General features: G+C 30.6%; 16 protein-coding genes. 8 read left to right on the top strand and 8 right to left on the bottom strand.

All coding sequences use genetic code 11. From position 1 onward, the window contains the following. Positions 1-4 precede the first annotated feature (4 nt). The 5 genes from CW731_RS15115 to CW731_RS15095 form a co-directional block, all read right to left on the bottom strand. On the bottom strand, positions 5-385 hold the full coding sequence (locus tag CW731_RS15115; protein ID WP_100947506.1) for an SPOR domain-containing protein: 381 nt from the start codon (positions 383-385) through the stop codon (positions 5-7). A gap of 1 nt (position 386) precedes the next feature. Then, positions 387-1166, bottom strand: coding sequence for a (Fe-S)-binding protein (locus CW731_RS15110; RefSeq protein WP_100947505.1), 780 nt, complete (start codon positions 1164-1166; stop codon positions 387-389). Positions 1167-1288: 122 nt separating this feature from the next. After that, complete coding sequence (locus CW731_RS15105) at positions 1289-2605, bottom strand: (Fe-S)-binding protein (RefSeq protein WP_100947504.1); 1317 nt, start codon at positions 2603-2605, stop codon at positions 1289-1291. 23 nt (positions 2606-2628) lie between these two features. Beyond that, a complete protein-coding gene (locus CW731_RS15100; protein WP_100947503.1) occupies positions 2629-3576 on the bottom strand; it encodes an MlaD family protein in 948 nt (315 codons plus the stop codon). A gap of 53 nt (positions 3577-3629) precedes the next feature. After that, a complete protein-coding gene (locus tag CW731_RS15095; RefSeq protein WP_100947502.1) occupies positions 3630-4715 on the bottom strand; it encodes an N-acetylmuramoyl-L-alanine amidase in 1086 nt (361 codons plus the stop codon). A 185-nt stretch (positions 4716-4900) separates the two neighbouring features. Between CW731_RS15095 and CW731_RS15090 the strand changes: the two genes are divergently transcribed. Then, entirely contained in the window at positions 4901-7507 is a 2607-nt protein-coding gene (locus tag CW731_RS15090) for a putative LPS assembly protein LptD (RefSeq protein WP_232734689.1), read from the top strand. A 248-nt stretch (positions 7508-7755) separates the two neighbouring features. Next, positions 7756-8136, top strand: coding sequence for a RidA family protein (locus CW731_RS15085; RefSeq protein WP_100947501.1), 381 nt, complete (start codon positions 7756-7758; stop codon positions 8134-8136). 75 nt (positions 8137-8211) lie between these two features. On the opposite strand, the gene gap is transcribed toward CW731_RS15085, so the two are convergent. From gap to CW731_RS15070, 3 genes are all read right to left on the bottom strand, one after another. Beyond that, positions 8212-9213 (bottom strand): type I glyceraldehyde-3-phosphate dehydrogenase, encoded by a 1002-nt coding sequence (gap, locus tag CW731_RS15080; protein ID WP_100947500.1) that lies wholly within the window; start codon positions 9211-9213, stop codon positions 8212-8214. A gap of 28 nt (positions 9214-9241) precedes the next feature. Then, positions 9242-10225, bottom strand: coding sequence for a 6-phosphofructokinase (pfkA, locus tag CW731_RS15075; RefSeq protein ID WP_100947499.1), 984 nt, complete (start codon positions 10223-10225; stop codon positions 9242-9244). Positions 10226-10453: 228 nt separating this feature from the next. Next, complete coding sequence (locus CW731_RS15070; protein WP_232734688.1) at positions 10454-14800, bottom strand: translocation/assembly module TamB domain-containing protein; 4347 nt, start codon at positions 14798-14800, stop codon at positions 10454-10456. A 274-nt stretch (positions 14801-15074) separates the two neighbouring features. Here CW731_RS15070 and tsaD point away from each other — a divergent pair, with 274 nt between their 5' ends. The 6 genes from tsaD to CW731_RS15040 all read left to right on the top strand — a co-directional run bounded on the left by tsaD (position 15075) and on the right by CW731_RS15040 (position 22468). Continuing rightward, positions 15075-16100, top strand: a complete 1026-nt coding sequence (tsaD, locus tag CW731_RS15065; protein WP_100947497.1) for a tRNA (adenosine(37)-N6)-threonylcarbamoyltransferase complex transferase subunit TsaD — start codon at positions 15075-15077, stop codon at positions 16098-16100. 25 nt (positions 16101-16125) lie between these two features. Further along, the gene (locus tag CW731_RS15060; protein ID WP_232734687.1) at positions 16126-17982 is read left to right on the top strand and encodes an LTA synthase family protein; all 1857 of its coding nucleotides are present in this window, start codon (positions 16126-16128) and stop codon (positions 17980-17982) included. Between the two features lie 288 nt (positions 17983-18270). Next, positions 18271-18843 carry a Crp/Fnr family transcriptional regulator gene (locus CW731_RS15055; RefSeq protein ID WP_232734686.1) on the top strand — a complete coding sequence of 191 codons (573 nt, stop codon included), beginning with the start codon at positions 18271-18273 and terminating at the stop codon, positions 18841-18843. 87 nt (positions 18844-18930) lie between these two features. Then, positions 18931-20301 (top strand): TolC family protein, encoded by a 1371-nt coding sequence (locus CW731_RS15050; RefSeq protein WP_100947495.1) that lies wholly within the window; start codon positions 18931-18933, stop codon positions 20299-20301. 18 nt (positions 20302-20319) lie between these two features. Then, positions 20320-21282 (top strand): HlyD family secretion protein, encoded by a 963-nt coding sequence (locus CW731_RS15045; RefSeq protein WP_100947494.1) that lies wholly within the window; start codon positions 20320-20322, stop codon positions 21280-21282. A 4-nt stretch (positions 21283-21286) separates the two neighbouring features. Then, complete coding sequence (locus tag CW731_RS15040; RefSeq protein ID WP_100947493.1) at positions 21287-22468, top strand: ABC transporter permease; 1182 nt, start codon at positions 21287-21289, stop codon at positions 22466-22468. Positions 22469-23017: the final 549 nt, after the last annotated feature.

Genomic DNA, 23017 nt, shown 5'->3' with positions numbered 1-23017 from the left:
AAAACTAATATTGTAAAGCTTCTGAAATAACTATTGGAGCATCATTTAACAAAGCTTGCACAAATGCGCCTTTATAATTTGTAATTAATTGATTTCTAAAGCTTCTAGCTTCTTTGTAGGTCTCGAAACTCCCTAATCGATATTTCGTCAATCCGTTTTCTAAAAAAACATTTATATTTTCCAGATTTGCTAAAACTTTATTCTTGTTTTGTAAAGCTGCTATTTGAACGGTAAACACCAACCTATCTTCTATTATAACTTCAGCCTCAACAGGAGTTACAACCTCATTAACCTCAGTGTTTTCAACAGGAACTACTTCTTTCTTTTCATTTTTAGTACATGAAAATAAAACGATACAAAATAATGCTAAAAAAATGTTTTTCATCTTATAAGTTATTTGCTTCTGCAATTAATTCTGCAATATCTTTAACAACTACCTCTGCTTCTTTTTCCTTAAATTTAATACCATCTGTCATCATTGTGTTACAATATGGGCAACCTGTTGCAATAATGTCTGGTTTGGTTTCTAAAGCATCTTCAGTTCTTAAAACATTAATTTCTTTATCTCCTTTTTCTGCATCTTTAAACATTTGAGCTCCACCAGCACCACAACATAAAGCGGTAGATTTACTGCGTTTCATTTCTGTTAAATTAACACCCAATCTTCTAATTAAATCTCTTGGAGATTCATAAACATCATTCCCTCTTCCTAAATAACAAGGATCATGAAAGGTGACTCTTTTCCCCTGTAATGTGCTTTCATCAATCTTTAAACGACCGTCAGAAATTAAATCTTGTATGAATTGTGTATGGTGAAAAACTTCATATTTACCACCTAAACTTGGGTATTCATTTTTTAAGGTATTGAATGAATGTGGATCGCAAGTAACAATTTTCTTAACTTCATACCCATTTAAAACCTCAATATTCATCATTGCTTGCATCTGAAACAAAAACTCATTTCCTGCTCTTTTTGCTGCGTCTCCTGTAGATGATTCTTCTGTTCCTAAAACGGCAAAACTAACATTGGCATGATGTAATATTTTTACAAATGCTCTCGATATTTTTTTTGCTCTATCATCATAACTTCCTGCAGCACCAACCCAAAACAACACTTCTGGTTGTTTTCCTTGAGCCATCATATCTGCCATTGTTGGTACATTCATATCTTTTGATGTTTAATCTTGTATTGTTTATTTATGTAAATCTTTGTTCTCGATACGATTCGTGAAAAAGCGAAATCACTCAAGCTAACATTAGCCTAAAGACTATAACTGTAATACCGAAACTAATCTTCTTTAGCCCAGTTTAACCTGTCTTGTTGGTTGTACTGCCATGGTGCACCATTATTTTCGATGTTACTCATCATCGCATTTAGTTCTTGTGGTGCAGCACTTTCTTCCATTACTAAATACCTTCTCATGTCCATAATAATAGAAAGTGGATCTATATTTACAGGACACTCTTCTACACAAGCATTACAACTTGTACACGCCCAAAGTTCTTCTGGTAAAATGTAGTCGTTTAATAATTGCTTGCCATCATCTTTAAAGGTTCCTCCATTTGCATCTATATTTCTACCAACCTCTTCTAGACGATCTCTGGTATCCATCATAATTTTACGAGGAGACAATTTTTTACCTGTTAAATTTGCAGGACAAGCAGATGTACATCGTCCACATTCTGTACATGTATATGCATTTAGAAGCTGCATCTTATTTAAATCGATAACGTCTGATGCGCCAAACTTTTCTGGCACTTCGGCTTCTGCTCCTTCTGCAGGTGTTGCGTAAGGATCTGCATCTGGATCCATCATTAATTTAACCTCAGCAGTAACCGACTCTAAATTAGTGAATTGTCCTTTCGGATTCAAATTCGCAAAAAAGGTGTTTGGAAAAGCTAGCAAAATATGTAAATGCTTAGAATAATATAAATAGTTTAAGAAAACTAATATTCCTAAAATATGAATCCACCAAGCTGTTCTTTCGATTGTATGCACTGCTTCTGCTGAAAAGCCATCAAACAAAGGTGCAATAAACTGACTTATCGGATTACCGATTCCAGCTTGCTGAAAAGTAGTATCTGTGGCGTTCATTACAATAAAAAGAGTCATTAGAACCATCTCGAAGTACAGAATCATATTTCCGTCCATTTTTGGCCACCCCTTCATTTCTGAACTTAAGAAACGTTTTATGTTTGCAATATTTCTACGAGTCCAAAAAAGAACAACAGCTACAAAAACCAAGGCGGCTAAAATTTCAAAAGTTCCTATTAAAAACCCGTAAAAAGCGTTACCTAAAAAGCCTTGAAATATTCGGTGTGTTCCTAATAAACCGTCAATAATAATTTCTAAAACTTCGATGTTTATAATAATAAAACCAACATAAACAATAATATGTAAAAAACCTGAGACTGGTCTTCTAACCATTTTAGATTGCCCCAAAGCAATCTTAATCATATTTTTCCAACGTTGTGGTTTATTATCTGTTCTATTAATCTCTTTTCCTAAATTTATATTTCTAAAAATTTTGCGAATATTCATCACAAAAAAGCTGATACCAGCAATTAATGCGATTGCAAAAAGGATGTTTGGTAAGTATTGCATTTAAATAGTGCTAATGGTTATAATTAGTATTGGATTTCCTCGCCATAAGGTTCTGGACTTTTACCAAAGATAGAGAAATGAATATATCTTTTTGGGTTTAGCTTTATATCTCTTAATAATTCTTCTAACTCTCTAGTGGCAGCTTCTAAATTGTCATACATTCTTTTGTCGTTAATCAATTTACCAATAGTACCATCTCCAGAATTTATTTTCTTAGACATTTCATTAAAATTACTAACAGCTTCTTCTGCTTTACTTATAATTTTATTAAAGTCTACAGCATTTAAACTATCGGATACTTTACTAAAGTTTTTTGTAATGTTTTTAGTATTTTCTAAGGTAATTTTTAAGTTTTCTTGATTGTCTACAACCATCGAATTAACAGCTTGAATGGTTTTTCTAATATCTGCTATTGTACCAGCTAAGTTAGAAACAGAACTATTAATACCATCAATTGTTTCATCATTCAATATTCTATTTACACCACTAAACAATGTATCTGCTCGAACAATTACACTTTCTATTTTCTGTTGCAGAGGATTTAATCTTTCACCAATGGAAGTAAACAAGCTTTCTTCCATTTCACCTTCTAAAAGATCTCCGGAAACAGCCATTTCGCCTTCATAACTAGGTATTACTGCTAAATTTGAACCACTTAAAGGATTAGGAGAATATATTCTAACAATACTTTTTTTAGAAAACTCAAAATCATTATCAACAATAAAAGTTACTATTAAATGACCTCTTTTTTCCTCACTTCTATCAAATTCAATTTTATCAACCTTACCAACCTTTAAACCATTGATAGTAACCGAACTAGACTTCGTAAGCCCGCCAATTTTACCATATTCAACTTTAAAAGTACGAGAACCAGGATCTAGTAAATTTTGCCCTTTCAGGAAGTTATATCCCCAAATAGAAATGACAATAATAATTACTGCAATAATTCCGGTTTTTAATTCTTTAGACATGTATAGAAGTTTTCAACAAAATTACTAATAATTTTTATTAGAATCTGTTAATTTTACTGCATTTTTAAAGCCTCTTGTACGGCTATTTTTTTTCCATTTTTAAAGGCGACAATAAAAGCAGTTTTATAGCCTTTAGCCTGTACCACTCTTCTTGCTTTTTCTACAGATTTATAAGAAGAACTATTGCCATAATAATATTTATAATAGCTACCAACCTGAACTCTTTCTATGTTCTTTAAGCCCTTAAAATTATAAGATTTTGTGGCTATTTTATTTCTTCCTGATGCAACTTGCACTTTAAATTCAATTTCATTTACAGGTGCTTTAGTGGTAACTTCTGCAATAACAGTATTTAGTTTTAAGTTTTTAATATAGTTATAAATGGCGTCTGATATTTCATTGGCCATTTTTGTTTGACCTATTTTAGAATTTAAAAACCTACCTTCTTTTTTGTTTGTTAAGAAGCCTAATTCTACTAAAACACTTGGCATTATAGTTTCTCTTAAAACCTGAAAATTATCTTGCTTTACTTTTCTATTGTTTCTTTTCAGTTTAAAAGCAAAATTATTCTGAATTAAGCTTGCAATAGCTAAACTTTTATCTAAATTTTCTTCTTGAAGTAATGATAAACCAATTACAGATTCTGCAGAATTAGGATCGAAACCCTTATATTTATCTCTAAAATTATCTTCTAAAAGAATAACTGCATTCTCTCTTTTGGCTATTTCAAGGTTTTTCTTGTTTCCTCTTAAACCTAAAACAAAAGTTCCTGCACCATAAGCGTTTGACGTATGAGAATCGCAATGAATAGAAACAAACAAATCTGCTTTTGCATGATTTGCAATATCTCCTCTTTTCCATAAATCTATAAAAACATCTTTTTTTCTAGTAAAAATTACTTTCACATCTTTATGCTGCTTTAACTTTTCACCAACTTTTAAAGCCACTTTTAAAGCAATACTTTTTTCTTTAAAGCCGTTTCCTAAGTTACCTGGATCTTTACCTCCATGGCCAGCGTCTAAAACAACTACATACTCTTTTTGAGCATAGGTTGATACACTGTTACTTACAAATATGAACAGCAGTAGAAAAATAATTTTAAGTTTGATAATATTTTTGTGTTTTTGTTGGGATTGCATCAATAAAATTTAACTAATTTTGAATTCTTAAATTTGGTGTTTCAAATATTACGCCATATTTTCATTCACATACAAAAATAGTATTAAAAGCATTGCAAACAAACCTATCATATATACTTTTATTTTGCTGCCTCTTTTTTACAAAGCTAGGGTTTTCTCAGGACATAAAACCAACTAAAAAAATAGTGGTTCCCATAGTTAAGAAAGATTCTGTTCCCTTAAACAAGGTAGATAGTACATCTACAATAAAAAAAGACACTATACTACTCAGAGAAAAAGATACAATTTCTTTAGATACAATTAAACCAAAAGAAACTATTGAAGATATTATTACACATGTTGCAAAAGACCATACTATACAAAATGCCAAAAACAAAACTGTAACTCTTTACAACGAAGCAAATATTACCTATACAGATATAGATTTAAAAGCAGGTATTATAGTTGTAGATTATATTAAAAACACACTTTTTGCAAAAGGAATTATTGATAGTACTGGTTATATACAGCGCCCTATTTTTAAACAAGGTAATGAAGAGTCTGAGCAAGATTCTATTGTTTATAACTTTAAATCTAAGAAAGCTTTAATTTATGGTTTAAAAACCAAACAAGGTGAAATGTTTACATTTGGTAAAAAAACCAAAAGAGTAAATGACTCTACTATTTATGTTAGAGACATTAAATTTACCACTTCAGAAAAATTAGATTATTATATAGGAACAAGTAAAGCAAAAATTATTCCTGGAAAGAAAATAATTGTTGGTGGTAGTCAATTATTTATAGCAGATGTACCCACACCTGTTTACTTACCTTTTGCTTATTTTCCTATTACCCAAACAAGTGTTTCTGGGTTTCTAATTCCTGCTTTTGATACTGGAAGTAGTGATAGAGGTATTGGGTTTCAAAACGGTGGATATTATTTTGCAATTAATGATTATGTAGATTTAGGAATTACTGGAGATGCTTATTCTAACGGAAGTTGGGGTTTTAGAGCGAATTCAAATTACAATAAAAGATACCGTTTTAATGGGACTTTCAATTTTAGTTTCGAAAACAACATCAACGGAATTCGTGGTTTTGATGATTTTAGTAAATCGAATAAATTTAACCTTAGGTGGAACCATAATCAAGACACAAAAGCGAGTCCGAATTCTAGATTTACAGCCTCTGTAAACTTAGGAAGCAGTAAGTTTTTTAGAGAATCACAAAATCAATTTAATGTTGCACAAACACAAACGAACAGTCTTAGTTCTTCTGTAAACTATAGTAAAACTTTTGTTGGTACTCCCTTTAATATGAATGTTACTGCCCAACATCAGCAAAACACAAATACAGAAGAAATTACAATGACATTGCCTTCTTTAACTGTAAACATGAACAGAGTGTATCCTTTTGCAGGAAAAAATGGTATAAAAAAGAACCCTATTCAGAAAATGGGCTTTAATTACACTTTAGATAGTAAATATTTAATTAACACTACAGATGATGATTTTTTAACGGCTAAAATGTTTGAAACTGCTAGAGCTGGTATGCGACATAAAACCGGAACAAGTACAAATTTTAAGGCTTTTAAATACTTTACTGTATCACCAAGTGTAAGTTATGAAGAAACATGGCAGTTCGATTATATTGAAAAAGAATATGATGCTACAAATAACAAAATTGTAACAGATACGCTAAGAGGTTTCAAAAGTTTTAGAGAATATAATACTGGTGTAAGTTTATCTACAAACATTTATGGTACTTTCAACTTTAAAAAAGGGAGATTAAAAGGAATAAGACATACGTTTAGACCTTCTATATCTTATTCTTACAGACCAGATTTTGAAGAAAAATACTTAAAACAAGTGCAAGCTAGTAACAACCCAAGCGATTTGAAAGATTACACTGTTTTTGACAAGGGAATATATGGTGGCCCTTCCTCAGGCTTAAGTAATTCTATAGGAATCTCTTTAAACAACGTTTTAGAAGCTAAAGTTGCGCCTAAAGATCCTGATAGTGATGAGGAGGATGAAAAAATAATGCTTTTAAACAACCTAAATTTTAGTAGTAATTATAACATGGCCGCAGATAGTTTGCGTTGGTCTAAAGTTAACTTTTCTGCAGGAACACGTTTGTTTAAAGATAAGTTATCTGTAAATTTAAGTGGTTCTTTAGACCCTTACAAAGTTGTTGCTTCTTCAACAGGTTCTCCTATTAGAATTAATGAATTTAATTCTAACTTTTTAGGATTAAGATTAACCAATGCAAGTTTAACCGCCAATTATTCTATTTCTAGTGCAGATTTTAAAAAGGATAAAAAAGGTGATAAAAAAGATAAAAACAGAGACCCTAACAACTCACAAGATGTTATTGGCGCAGATATTAATCCTACTGATAGATTCGGCCAAATGAATAACTCAAAAAATACGAGTGGCGAAGATAAAAACAAAACAGCAAAACTTTACAATGCGGATATACCTTGGTCTATAAGTTTAGCATATTCTACTAATTATATTAATAATGGGCTTGATGGTGGAAATATTGGAGTACACAGTATTATGTTTAGTGGTAATGTAGAGTTATCACCAAAATGGAAAATGGGATATTCTTCTGGTTATGATGTTAAAGGTGGTGCTTTTACTTTTTCTAGATTTAATTTCACGAGAGATTTAGATAGTTGGAATTTCAATTTTAATTGGGTTCCTTTTGGTACAAACTCTTCTTACACCTTTTTTATAGGTGTGAAATCTTCTGTCTTATCTGATTTAAAGTGGGATAAAAATAAGCCACCAGATAGAAAGTTGTTTTAAGATGAATTTAATCATTTTTATCATGGCAACTTTAAGTAGTTTTTATTCAATTTGTAAAGCCATAATAGCTCTTGATAGGATTTACTTTATTCATAAACAATGAAATAGATAGTCTTTTAGGGAAAATGATGGTAGAAATCTATATTTTTATCTTAATTTTATCTTTGGAATTGGAATATTATCATATGTAGTATACAATTATGATGGCGAATTAGACATCGTTTTAAACTTTATAAACAACCATTTAAATGAAAAAAATAATCACAACAAGCAAAGCACCTACACCAATTGGTCCTTATAATCAAGCTGTTTTAACAGGAAATACGTTATACACTTCAGGTCAAATTGCTATTAACCCTGAAACAGGAGCATTGGTTTTAGCTTCAATTAAAGAAGAAACAACACAAGTAATGGAAAACCTAAAGGAAGTTTTAGCTGCTGCTGAAATGACTTTTGAAAATGTAATTAAAACTTCAATATTTATTTCTGACATGAACAACTTTGGGGAAATAAATGCCGTTTACGGACAATATTTTAATGAAGAAACGGCTCCTGCAAGAGAAACTGTAGAAGTAGCAAACTTGCCTAAATTTGTAAATGTCGAAATTAGTGCAATAGCTGTTAAGTAGTATTCAGTATTCAAAAATAAAAAAAACCTGATAGAAGTAAATCTATCAGGTTTTTTATTGTGTTTATTTTGAAGATTACAAAGAAGCAGAATATTCAATTAAGTCTACAATCTTAGTTGAATAACCTATTTCGTTATCATACCAAGAAACAATTTTCACAAAGTTGTCGTTTAATGCAATACCTGCATTGGCGTCAAAGATAGAAGTACGAGTATCTCCAATAAAATCTTGAGAAACTACTGAATCTTCAGTATACCCTAAAACACCTTTCATTGGCCCGCTTTCTGAAGCAGATTTCATTGCTGCGCAAATTTCTGCATAGGTAGCTGGCTTTTCTAATTTTACTGTTAAATCTACCACAGAAACATCCATCGTAGGAACTCTAAAAGCCATACCAGTTAATTTTCCGTTTAAAGCAGGAATTACTTTTCCTACAGCTTTAGCAGCTCCAGTAGAGGAAGGAATAATGTTATGAATCGCAGAACGTCCACCTCTCCAGTCTTTCATAGAAGGACCATCAACTGTTTTTTGAGTTGCAGTTGCAGCATGTACGGTTGTCATTAAACCTTCTGAGATTCCCCAATTGTCATTTAACACCTTTGCAATAGGAGACAAACAGTTTGTTGTACAAGATGCGTTAGAGAAAATTTGTTGATCTGCCTTTAACTCTGTATTATTTACACCCATTACAAACATTGGTGTATCGTCTTTAGATGGTGCAGATAAAACAACTTTTTTAGCTCCTGCTTTTAAGTGTTTCCCAGCAGTTTCTTCTGTTAAGAAAAAACCTGTAGATTCAATTACATACTCAGCTCCAACTTCATCCCATTTTAAGTTTGCAGGGTCTCTTTCAGCAGTAATTCTGATTTCGTTTCCATTTACAACTAACATACCGTTCTTAACCTCAACAGTACCATCAAATGCTCCGTGAACTGAATCATATTTCAACATGTAAGCTAAATAATCTACATCTAATAAATCATTAATAGCTACAACTTGTACATTATCTCTTGTTACTGATGATCTGAATGCTAATCTTCCAATTCTACCAAATCCGTTAATTCCTACTTTTATCATTTTTTTAATCTTTATTTACTCATTAGTACTATGTCGTCATTATATCGGAAACTCTTAAAAGTTCTTGATTTATTGAATGACCACCTTTTATTGCTTCTGAAATACTTGAACTGATTACTTCATTGTCTTTTAAACCCACCATTAAATTAGTTTGTCCGTCTAATAATAACTCAACAGATTTTACACCTAATCTACTTGCTAAAACTCTATCGAAACAAGAAGGTGAACCCCCTCTTTGCATGTGACCTAAAACAGAAACTCTTACATCGTATTCTGGTAAGTTCTCTTCTACATATTCCGCTAATTGATATACATTTTTTCCAGATTTATCTCCTTCTGCAACCACAACAATACTAGAAGACTTTCCTGTTCGTCTACTCTTTTTAAGAGACTCTAACATTCTGTCTAGACCTAAATCTTCTTCTGGTATTAAAATTTCTTCTGCTCCTGCGCCTACCCCTGCATTTAAAGCTATAAAACCAGCATCTCTTCCCATTACCTCAACAAAAAACAATCTATTGTGAGAGGATGCTGTATCTCTAATTTTATCTATTGCTTCTACGGCTGTGTTTAAAGCGGTGTCATAACCAATTGTATGTGATGTTCCAAAGATGTCATTATCTATAGTCCCTGGAATACCTATAATTGGAAAGTTAAATTCTTCATTAAAAATAACTGCTCCTGTAAAAGAACCATCTCCACCAATAACAACCATGGCTTCAATTTCATTTTCTTTAAGGTGCTCATAAGCCTTTGCTCTTCCTTCTTTGGTTCTAAATTCTTTTGATCTTGCAGATTTTAAGATAGTACCTCCTTTGTTAATTATATTGTTAACACTTCTTGCTGTTAACTCTATAAAATCCCCTTCAATAAGACCTTCATAGCCTCTATATATCCCTACACAACTAACACTGTAATAAGCACATGCTCTAACTACAGATCTTATTGCTGCATTCATCCCTGGGGCATCTCCTCCAGACGTCATGACTGCTATTTTTTTAATTTTTTTCATATTGTATATTGTAAAATTAGTGTTTTTAAAGCATTTAAATAAAAAAATCTACGAAATCGTTTTAGCCGTTTTTCCCTTTATATCAAAGGAATTTTAATTTTATTTTATTAAATATTATTAAATTTTAACGGTGATTATTAACAGAAATTTAGATATTTTAAAAGTAGAATATATCTCTGTAAATTTCTTTAAGATTTAGGTTTTTTTGAAGATTTTTAACGTTAAGGTTTAGTTACCCCCAAAGTCTTCTACCCTTATTTTAGTAGTATCTTTTTTTATTTCTTTCTTTACTTTTAAGTTCTTTTTTTTCTTTAAACCTAACTTTTTAAGTAAGTCTGAAAGTGTATTAAAATTTACTTGATAAGACAAACCAATACCTTGGGTATACCCTTGATCTTCTATTGTGTATTGGATTTCGTTTTGCCTATTAAAAATAACGCCTCTAAAGTTTCCTTCTTTATTTAATAGAACCTCAACCTTCACTTCACCAACAACACTAGATTGTGTTTGCGTGCCAACAGGAACGCCTACTTTACCATTAATAATAACTCTTTCGCTTACTTGTGTACTTACAGATAAATCTACTTGATTATCTATATTTAATCTATCTAAGTCGCTATTATTTTGCCCTTGCTGGTAATCTACACCTAATTGAAACTTACTATCTGGGCTACTTAAAAGACTTGAAAAAGCTGCTGCAATTGCACTAGAAGCTGTACTTGTAATGGTTGCATTGGCATCAAAATTCACTTTGTCTGGGTTTGCAAAGTTACCAAAAGCTAAAAGAGATATAAATTGAGTCGTTTTGTCATTTACATTATTATCATTTAAAACAAACTCTAGCTCATTCGCTATTGTTGGGTCTACATTGGTTAATTGAATATCTAATTCTTGTTTAGAATTGAATAAGCCTCCTGTTATTCTTGCGACTAAATCTACTTCTATATTTCTATTAGAATTAAAGTTTTCTAATAAAACCCCTGGATTTGCTTTCGCTTTATAAACTGCAGTTACGTCTAAATTTGCATCTGCAGGGTTCCCATTCCAAGAAACGGTTCCTCCTTTTTGAATTACAAATGGTTTGTTTACAAAACCTCCGTATTTAAAATCATAAACTCCACTATCTACAACATAATCGCCAAACATATTAAATTTACCTCTGGTGTTAATCTCAATCTGAAGGTTTCCGTCTCCTCTTCCAGATAACTGACTTCCATAAACCTCATCAATTACAACTTGCGCAACAGCATCTTTTGTAACTTCTAAATCAATTTTTAAAGTAAGCCCTTTTAAAGCCTCTAACGCAATTTCTTTTTGGCGTTCTTTTACTTTTGTTTCATCTGATTTAAAATGAATAAGACTAAAACTGTCTACGGTTTCTACATCTCTTAATGGAAGCACAAAAATAGTTCCTGGCATTGTTTTCGCATTAAACTCGATAGTTAATCTATCGGTTAAACCAAAAATATCTGCAGAACCATCAATAAAGGCAGTTCCGTAGTACAAGGCTTCCTCTGTATTCTCTGTATCTAAAACCATTAGATTGTCACTTTCTATTTTTAATCTTAAAAACCATTTATTAAAATTAGAATGAGAAATATCTCCTCTTAAAATCCCTTTCGTTTTATTTTTGGTGTCTAATAACTTAAAATCTTCTAAAATAAAAGATTGCTGTAATAAAGTAATTACAGACTCTCCTTCAAAATCGTAATCTACATTTAAATAAGGGAATTTTAAACCTGCATTTTTAAGTCGAAGTGTGCCTTCCATATCTGGGTTACTCAAAAAACCTCTTAAAGTAAAATCTCCTGTTGCGGTTCCTCTAAGAGAGGATAAAACATCTTGACCTAATGGACTAAATGCATCTAATTTAAACTCTTCTAAAAAAACGTTTAAATCTATAATTGGTCTTTCTAATGAAAAATCTAAAGCACCGGTTGCAGCAATACTTTTAACATCTTTGTTTTCTATTGATAAATCTACACTGTATTTTTCATAGGAATTCTCTCCTTTTACATTTACAAATAAATTACCCTGTTTAAAGTCATTAACTTCAAAATCTCTTACTGTTAAAGAACCTTCTGGAGCGTAAACACCCTCTTTTTGCACAAAATCTATATGACCAGAAAGCACTCCTTTTAAAGCTAAACTATCTATTTTTGGCAAAAAACTTTGCAGTTTTACTTTTGTGAAATCTGCTAAAAGAATTTTATCATCTGTTCCTTTTAAATTCCCTATAAACTCTATTTTTTGTTCTCCTGAAATCAACTTAAATTGACTAAAATTGAATTCATTTCTTTTTAAGTCGAATGTAATTTTATCCGTATTTTTATGATCAGGATTAATATTCCAAGTATTGTCTTTAAATATAAATGATGATTTTTCAAACCCTAAAACAGACTTTCCTTCAGGATTAAATGTATAGAAAAAATCGAGATTAAAGTCTTCATTTTTTCGATCACCTCCTTTAAAAATAGATTTAAAATATAACGTATCATTCTCTGTTCTGTTTAATAAGTTTAATTTAGATATATTATAATACTCTGTATTTACCTGTTCTGCTGTTAGAGAAGTATTATAAAGTGGGTTACTATTGTCTGTTCGTAAAGAAATTACCTTTACTTCTGTACCGTAAGCATCTATTCTAGGTGAACTAAAATTCAATCTAAATAAATCTTTGTCAGAATTTATTTTTCCTTTAACTTTTGTTTTATCATCTATAGAAACCTTCGGAAAAAACACATTTACAATTTGATTATAAATAGTGAAATTAAAATCTAAAAACTGATTTGGTGCAACTTGATAAGGTTTATAGTTTGTGTAAATACTTCCTAATGCATTTTGAGCTACTTTAGGTAATTCAGAAAATGAAAACTTACCTGTAATATAACCTTGTGCAATATCTTTAGAAGCAACATCAATGGTTTTTATGCTGTCTTTTAAAGAAGACGTTACTGTAAATTCTTTAAAACGATATTCTTTTTCTTGATTTGTGTAGAGTACATCTTTAAAGACTGCTTTTCCTACAATATCATCAAACGTATTTCCTTCTATATCTAATGCTATCTTTCCTTTTACAATAGAAATTGTGTCTCTAGTAAATAGGTTGGTTTCTTTTAGATTTAAATAAGTAATATCCGACTTAAAATCAAACTTTTGTATTGCTGATGATAAATCTGCCAAACCATTAAATTTCATTTTAAAATTGGCATCATCGATTACCAAATCTCCATCGAACTTATTATTTTGATATTGACCGTTGGCAACAATATTTTTATAGGTATAATCATTAAAATTAAGTTCAGAAATATTTCCTATAAACTTCGTATTAATATTATCTAACTTAAAACCACTTCCATTTACAGCTCCTTTTAAAGATACTTTTCCGAATAAAGGATCATTAAAAAAAATCCCTATATTAAAACCAACAAGGGCAACATCTCCAGCATAAGAAGCAGTGTCAATCTCATCTATATTATTAATTTCTAAATCTGTAATTACACTACCTATTTGAGATTTCAAATCTATAGTTGCTTTCATTCTAGACGGGGTTACATTTACTTTTCCACTAAGCTTAAACTGCCCCAATTTACCAAACTCAGAAGGTAAGGTTTTACCTAGAACATTTGGTAATATATTTTTTAACTCTCTGTAAGTTGCTGTTAAGTTATTTAAATCACCATTAAAGACAAAACCTCTTTCTGTGTTTACAGTATTCTTAAAAGATAAGTTTCCGTTCACTTTTATTCCTTTCTTCGTTGAAAGTTTTAATTTATTTAAACTGAAATCATTTAACTTTCCCATCATTTCTCCTGAAAAAGAAAGAATATCACTTCCATTCAACTCATTATAAAACCTCTTTAAATCTAAAACTTTTAGTTTACTTTCTTTAAAATCTGCTTTAATAGTAACTTTATCATTAAAGTCAGTTAAATCTTCTCTCTTATAGGTAAAAAGTATGTCGCCAATTACACTAGAATTTAGGGTCTCTAGCCTCGTATTATCAAAGCTCATAGCACTTTTAGTAAATGCGTAATTAGTAGTTAAATTAGTTACCTGCAAGCCTTGGTTCGTTTTAAAATACAAACCTCTTGCATTGGTAGAGAAATCTGGACCAACAATTGCCATATCTTGAACATTACCGCCAATATTTGTAGCAGAGAAACTTAACGGGCTTTTATTATTTTCATTTATCAATCTAAAATCTAAATTTTGGACATAAACATTATCTGCTTTTAAAATAAATGGAGGTGCTAGAGAGTCCTTAGGCGTTTCACTATTAAAACTATCAATAAAAATAGCCATATTATCATTTGTCTCACCTTTGTAGGTTTTCATGTAATAATAGCCTTCTTCTAATGTAATATCATCTAACAAAATTTCACTATCTAAAACTTTTTTTGCACTTAGTAAAGAAGTACTTAGTTTTTTTACAAAGATTAAAGTGTCTTTATGATGATCTCTAATTTGAACATCTTTTAAGACTACACTTCCTAAAAAAGATAAATTGATTTTACCAATACTTAAGTTTGTACCAAAATCTTCATTAAGTTTATTTGTTGCATAAGTACCCAATTTGGTTTGTACGAAAGATGTAGATAGTAAAATACTAACTAATAGCAGAAAGAGCACAAAGTACCCTACCCATTTTAATATTTTATTTCTTACGTTTTTGATGACAATTTGTTTTTAGTACTATTCACAATATTTAAAGGAATTTAATCAAAAATATTGCCACGTATTACAAAGAACGTCGAAATTTAACAAAAAATTAAATTTCTATTCTTAAAAAAGGAAAATCAACCTAAAATTATACTTAATTTTGCTGGAAATCGATTTTTTCTCATTCATGAAAACACCCATTTATATTTTAGGTATAGAATCTTCTTGTGATGATACGAGTGCGTCTGTAATTTGTGACGGTAAAGTATTAAGTAATGTAGTTGCCAACCAAGAGGTACACTCTAAATACGGTGGTGTTGTGCCAGAGTTAGCATCAAGAGCGCATCAACAAAATATAGTTCCTGTAGTGCAACAAGCTCTAGAGCAAGCAAGTATTACAAAAGAAAAACTCTCTGCAATTGCATTTACACGTGGCCCAGGTTTAATGGGGTCTTTGTTAGTGGGTACTTCTTTTGCAAAATCTTTAGCTTTAGGTTTAAACATTCCTTTGTTAGATATAAACCACATGCAAGCGCATATTTTAGCTCACTTTATAAAAGATGAAGATAGTAAAATTCCGACTTTTCCTTTTATTTGCTTAACAATAAGTGGCGGTCATACACAGATTGTTAAAGTTACAGATCATTTTAAAATGGAAGTTTTAGGTGAAACGATAGATGATGCTGTTGGAGAAGCTTTTGATAAGTCTGCAAAAATTTTAGGCTTGCCTTATCCTGGTGGTCCTCTAATTGATAAAAATGCAAAATTAGGGAACCCGAAAGCCTATAAATTTACAAAACCAAAAGTTGGCGATTTAGATTTTAGCTTTAGTGGATTAAAAACAGGGATTCTTTATTTTATTCAGAAACAACAAAGAATAAATCCTAATTTTATAGAAGAAAACCTGAATGATATTTGTGCCTCTATACAATACACTATTGTAGAAATTTTAATGGATAAATTAAAAAATGCTGTGAAACAAACAAATATTAAGCATATTGCTATTGCGGGTGGCGTTTCTGCAAATTCTGAAATTAGAAATAGATTAGAGTTAGCTGAAAAACATTTTGGATGGACAACCTACATTCCTAAATTTGAATATACAACAGATAATGCAGCAATGATTGCCATTACTGGGTATTTAAAATATTTAAATAAAGACTATGCAGACGTTTCTATAACTGCAAAAGCACGCTTAAAAGTAACAGAGTAAACTTTTAATAATCACCTTTTTTTTGATGAAAAACTTTAAAAACAGACTTTTATTCAATATTTCTTATTTCTTTTTATGGATTGGCTATTTTGCTTTTGCTCGCCTTTTTTTCTTACTTTTTTATTTTGACAAAACACAAGATCTAGATTTTACCACAATCTTTAAAACCTTTTTATACGGCATCCGTTTAGATGCTTCTTTTGCGGCTTACTTGTGTATCATTCCGTTTTTATTTCTTATTTTTTCAATATTTATAAATTCAATAAGAATTGGAAACCTTATAAAATGGTATTCTTATATTCTATTAGTTTTTATTACTTTATTATTGGTTATCGATGCAAGTTTGTATGCATCTTGGGGTATTCGATTAGACACCACTTTATTTACATATATAAATACACCAGAAGTAATGCTTGCTTCCATTTCTAGTTTTCAACTAATTTCTGGGCTTATTTTCTGGTTGCTTACTTCGTTTGTTTTTATTAAAATATTCAAGAAAATTATTAATAAAAATACTGAGGAATTAAGAACTGGAGATTGGTTACAAGCGCCGTTATTTCTATTAATTATGGCAGCTTTAATTATTCCGCTTAGAGGCGGTTTACAAACGATTCCTATAAACCAAAGTAACGTTTATTTTTCTAGTAAGATGTTTGCCAATCATGCTGCAATTAATTTTATGTGGAATTTCTCTAACGCATTAACGCATAAGTCAGATGGTAAAAACCCTTATAAATCTTTTAGCGTAGAAGTTGCTAAGGAAATCATTAATAAAAATAGAAATCAACTTTTAGAGGCAACTACAGATTCCATTTTAAATACAACAAAACCAAATGTAATTTTAATTATTTGGGAAAGTTTAACAGCTAAAGTTGTTGGTTCTTTAGGTGGTGAACCTAACGTTACAGAAAACCTAAATAAACTTTCTAAAGAAGGAATTTTATTTACCAATTTTTATGCAAACGGAGATAGAACAGACAAGGGAATTCCTGCTATTTTAAGTGGTTATTACCCACAACCTACTGTTAGCATTATGAAAATGCCAAACAAAACCAGAAGTTTACCAATGTTACCTCAAAAAATGATTGATTTAGGGTATAAGACTTCTTTTTACCATGGTGGCGATTTAAATTTTGGAAATATGAATACCTATTTACGAAATGCAGGAATTACAGATTTTGTTGATGGAGATGATTTTGATAAGAAAGATTGGAATTCTAAATGGGGAGCGCACGATCATATTTTAATGCAACGTTTTTCTGACGATTTAACTAAAAAACAAACAACACCTTTCTTTAAAATTGCACTTACCTTAACAAGCCACGAACCGTATGAAATTCTTGGCGATTATAAATTCGGAAAAGAGACTGAAGTAAATAAGTTTAGAAGTGCCCACGCATACACAGACAAAGTAATTGGTAAGTTTATTGAAGATGCTAAAAAACAACCTTGGTATCAAAACACACTTATCGTAATTTTAGCAGATCATGGTCATCGTTCTCCTGAGCATGAGGGCGCCTATAATTCGCCAAATAAATTTAAAATTCCGATGTTGTGGTTGGGTGGTGCTTTAAATAAAACAGGAATTGAAATAAGCAACATTGCAAGTCAAATAGATTTATCTTACACATTATTAGATTTATTAAAAGGCGATAATTCTGATTTTAAATTCAGTAAAAACATATTTAACACTTCAGAGAATCAATACGCTCATTATATTTTTAATAATGGTTTTGGTACACTTACTAAAAACGGTTTCTTTTTGTTTGATAATGTAAGTAAAAAGTCAATCATTAAAAAAGGAGAAGCTACTTCTAAGCTAGATTCATTGGGAAAAGCAATTTCACAGAATGCGTATCAAGATTTTTTAGATAGAAAGTAGCTTTTTTTATAATTTATATTTAAAACTAAATACGATTTAACTAACAAGAGATAATTACTAAGACTTTCCCAGACGAACAGCTAATATTGTCTTTTTTATTGTATAAATTCTAGACACTTAATAGCGCCATCAAAATTGTTAATCATAATATTGGAAATAAATTTAAAACATCAAAAAATGTATTCCAACCTAATTATCTCAAAAAAGGAATATTATTTCCATCTTTACTAATAAGTAAGTCATAAATAAAAGTTTTAATAAAATTGTAGTATCTTATAAAATAATATTATGATTAGTGATTACCTAATGAGGTTTGTTCCTTTCTCCGACGATGAATTAAATGACATACTTTCTCATTTTGAAATAGAGTACGTCCAAAAGAATCAGATTCTTCTTAAAGAGGGGCAGATTTGTAATAAATTATATTTTATTGAACGAGGAATTGCAAGAAGCTATTATCTTAAAAAAAATGGAAAGGAAATAACACAATGGTTCTTTGAAGTTGGCAACTTTATGTCTAGTACAGATAGCTTCTTTCAACAGAACCCTAGCTTTTACTATTTAGAGGTTTTAGAAGATTCAACTTTATATAGTATCTCTAAAATAAAAATGGACATACTACTAGCTAAATATCACAAAATGGAAAAACTTTTCAGGTTATTATCTATCGAAATGTTTACCAAAATTGCCCATAAACTAAATGCTGTTCAATTTCAAACTGCAAAAGAACGCTACAATTATATGCTCTCCGAGTTTCCTGGCATATCACAACGTGTGCCCTTGGGTTATATAGCCTCTTATCTAGGAATGACACAAGAAACACTTAGTCGCATTAGAAAAAGTGATTTACTTAAAGAATGAGCTTAAATTTTACTTTTTGATATAGGTCAAAGAATAGTACTACTAAATTAAGTAAATTTGCTTTGCAATTATAAAAACCATTTTACAATGCAATTAAAACAACTAAATAGCTTTCTTCTTGCCTTTGCATGCTTTATTTCATCAATTTCTATAGCACAGCAACTAGATTCAAATCTTAAAAACCTTATAGAGAAAGGACTTCAAAAAAGCCATAAGATTAACATCCAGAATTTAGAGTCAGGGCAGTCAAAAATTGATCAAAAATTAGCAAAATCAGTTTTCCTACCTAAGGTAACATTTAATGGAAGCTACACTCGATTAGACGATAACATCTCCTTTGATGGTGACACACAAAATCTATTAATTTCAACTCAGAAATTACTTATTAAAGAAGCTGCTGGAATTCCTTTTAATAGTCCTTTTCCTAGTAATATTCAATTAGAACCTGTTCCTTACCTACAAAACAAAAATATATTAAAGTCTTCTATGGATGTAGATTGGATTCTATTTAGTGGATTTGAGGCCAGTAATGCTATAAAAGCAAGTAAGTTTAAAGAAGCATCACTAAACTACCTTGTTATGGCTGAAAAAGATAAAATAGCTTTAAAAATAATAGAAACTTATGATAAACTGGCCTTAGTATATGCCTCTGAACGTGTCTTAAATACTTCAAGAAATTTTTTAAATGAACAAAAATATTACGTAAAAAAAGCTATAGAAAATGGTTTAGCAACTCCTATTAGCAGAAAAAAAATTGAACTTGCAGAACAACAATTAGCAGGTAAATTTTTGGAGTTTAAGCACAATAAAACCTTATTGATAGAAGTATTGCATCAACTTACTGGTGAAAGTAGAAGCAATCTAAATTCATTTAATCCGCAACTAGAAGTTTCTACAAACGACTCGTCTTCTAGCATTAAAAAGCGTAATGAAGTTAAAGCTTTGGAAGAAGCGGAAAAGGCAACTCTTTATAAATCTAAAATGGAGAAAAGTAACTTTATCCCTAAACTTGCCTTGAAAGGGCATTATGAATTTATAGAGGATGATTTGTCATTGCTAGATCCGAAATGGTATATAGGTGTTGGCATTAGATGGAATGTATTTGATGGAAACCAATCGCGATTAAAAAGTGAGAAATCGTTAATGGAAAGTCAGAAATATAGAGAACAAATAGAAGAGGCTAATGAATTGATAGGCTTGAGTATCATTAAAGCTGAATTAACAAATGAACTTTCTCTACAAAACACAGAAATAGTCCAGAAAGAAATTGAACTTGCTAGTGACACTTACGATATGATCAACAAACAATATAAAAATGGCTTAACATCAATAAATGATGTTCTTGATGCTTTAAATGATTTGGAAAAAGCCAATTTCAAATTGCAAGAATCATTTTTTAATCAAAGGAGAGCTGTTACAAACCTTCTTTATGCGAAAGGAATACTCAATTACGAATAACCTGATAAAACTTTTAAAATGAAATCGATAATTAAAATAATTAGTTTAAGCATTGTAATAACGGTTGCTAGTTCTTGCAGTAGTGAAAAAATTACAGAATACAGAGGAAAAGTAAAGTATGAAACTATTTCTGTGAGTACTAAGCTTGCCGGAAGAATTGGTAAAATTTATGTTAATGAAGGTCAAACTGTTAAAAAAGGAGACACGCTAGCTTATATAGATATCCCAGAAGTTAATGCCAAAATGATGCAAGCTGAAGGCGCAATAACTTCGGCAAAAGGGCAATTAAATATGGCTTATAAAGGGGCAACCGCAGAGCAATTAGACCAAATTAATGGTAAGGTTACTGCTGGTAAAGCGCAGTTAAACTTTGCTCAAGAATCTTATAATAGACTAGAAAATATGTATAAAGACTCTCTAGTAACGCTACAGCAATTTGATGAAGTTAAAATGAAACGAGATATGGCCAAAGCACAAGTTAATTCGCTGGAGGCTAAATTAAAAGAGGTAAGCAACCGTGCGAGAGTAGAACAAATTGATCAAGCTAGAGGACAATTAGATCGGGCAATTGGAGCTAAAGAAGAAGTGCTCTCTGCAGCAAGCGAAAAATATTTAATAGCACCTGCAAATATGAGCATTGAATCTATAAGTCTTCAAGAAGGCGAGTTATTAACCCCTGGCTTTACCTTATTCAATGGTTATAAAACGAATAGTGTTTATTTTAGATTTACAATACCAGAGTCAAAAATATATGATTTCAAAGTAGGCAAAAAATTATTACTAGTTAACCCATACACCAAGCAAGAAACAAAAGGCGAAATTATAAGTATAAAGCAATTGGCTGCTTATGCTGATATTACAAGTACTGCTCCTCTTTATGACTTATCCGAATCTATTTATGAATTAAAAGTAGTTCGCACTTCAAATGATGGTATCGATCAATCATTTTTTCTGAATGCAACCATGCTTATCAAACAATAAAATTATGAAAGATTTTTTTAGGTTGGTTAAAGTAGAATTTACACGTATTTTTTCAAATAATGTATTGCTGGCTATCTTTATCGGAGCACCTATTTTTTATGGAATTATATTTGGTTACGTTTACCAACAAGGCAAAGTGATAGATCTACCAATTGTAATAATAGATCAAGATAAAAGCCCCACTTCTGATAAAATAGTGGATGCATTTCTAGATAACGAAGTCTTGCTTGTAAGTGATGTACGTTATATACCTGGAAATATTATTGCAGAAATGCCTACAAAGCAGTATGCAGCTGTTATTACACTACCAACCGATTTCGAAGCAGATATTTTTCAAAAAAGACACCCTGAAATACGGGTCGATTTAAATATGGCAAACATGGTAAATGCCAACACTGCGAGCAAAAACATCCAGTCGGTTTTAATGACTCTAAATGCCGGTATTGAAATTGAAGGTTTAAAAAAATCAGGTCTTCATCCCACCAAAGCTGCCGCTGCTTACGAAAGCTTCAAAATTAACTTTAATAAGCTTTATAATTCTACAGGAAACTATGTAACCTTTATGCTACCAGGTATGCTCGCAGCAATTATGCAGCAAATTATTTTTTTAGCAATGGCATTGGTTTTTTCAAGAGATTTTGAAGATGGTTATTTTGGCAGTTTGGTTACTGAAAGTAAATTTTCTTTATATCATATTGCTGTTAAATCTACACCGTTTATTTTAATGATACCAATAATGTGGGGAATTGTAAGTCTATTCATTCCCTATTTTAAAATTGAAGCAGATGTCTTTAATTTTCCTATGCTAATTTTAGTAACGCTTTTAACACTCTCCTCTATGTTTATAGGAATGTTGTTTTCAATAGCTATTCCAAGTCAATTAAAAGCTACGGAACTTTTAATGGTTATTTCTACTCCTGCTTTTGTACTTAGTGGATTTACCTGGCCAACCCTAGCTTTTCCAGAAGCCATAACCAATGTCGCACAATTCATTCCTTTAACACAATTTTTAAGTGCTTTTAGAAAAATAGCTTTCTATGGAGGAAATATATCCTCTATTGCTTCAGAAATTAATATGTTATTGGTCATAATTGCTGTAACTTTTATAGCTATGTTATTACTGCTGCAGTTAAAAATTTACAGATATACCAAAAAACACAGTAAGATAGAGACCGCTATCAAGTAATTTCTTAAAAACAATTATAAACCTGACATCACTGGTACTAGTTTTTTAAAATTAACATTTAATTTTTCAGATGACTATGAGGAGCGGTTGTTTCGACTTTAATGCGAAGTGATTCAAAAAAAAAATCGGAAAAGGCAATACTAAATATTCATGGTTTCAATGATTATTTATTTCATGAAGAAATGACTAAAATATTTAACTAAAAAGGCTATAATTTCTGTAAAAACATGGTAGATTTTACTTGAGTCACCAAAAATTAAACAATGCCGTTATATTTTGGTACACTTACCTAAAACAAATTCTAGTTATTTGATTATATAGGCAAAAAAATTATTAAAAAAAGGACAAAGATGCTAATAAACTAGATTCATTAGGAAAAACAATTACCAAAAATATATATCATTTTTTTTAGATAGAAAGAAAAATATACACCATTATTGCAATCAAAAAAATTATAAATTAAAGATGTTTATAACTATATTTTATAGTTCTGATTGTGTAATATTGCTGCTAAAAAAAATTACTAAAACCTACATTTAGGACAAAAAA

It is taken from the genome of Polaribacter sp. ALD11 (assembly GCF_002831685.1).
Lineage (GTDB): Bacteria > Bacteroidota > Bacteroidia > Flavobacteriales > Flavobacteriaceae > Polaribacter.
This window is presented reverse-complemented; position numbering and strand designations above follow the sequence as displayed.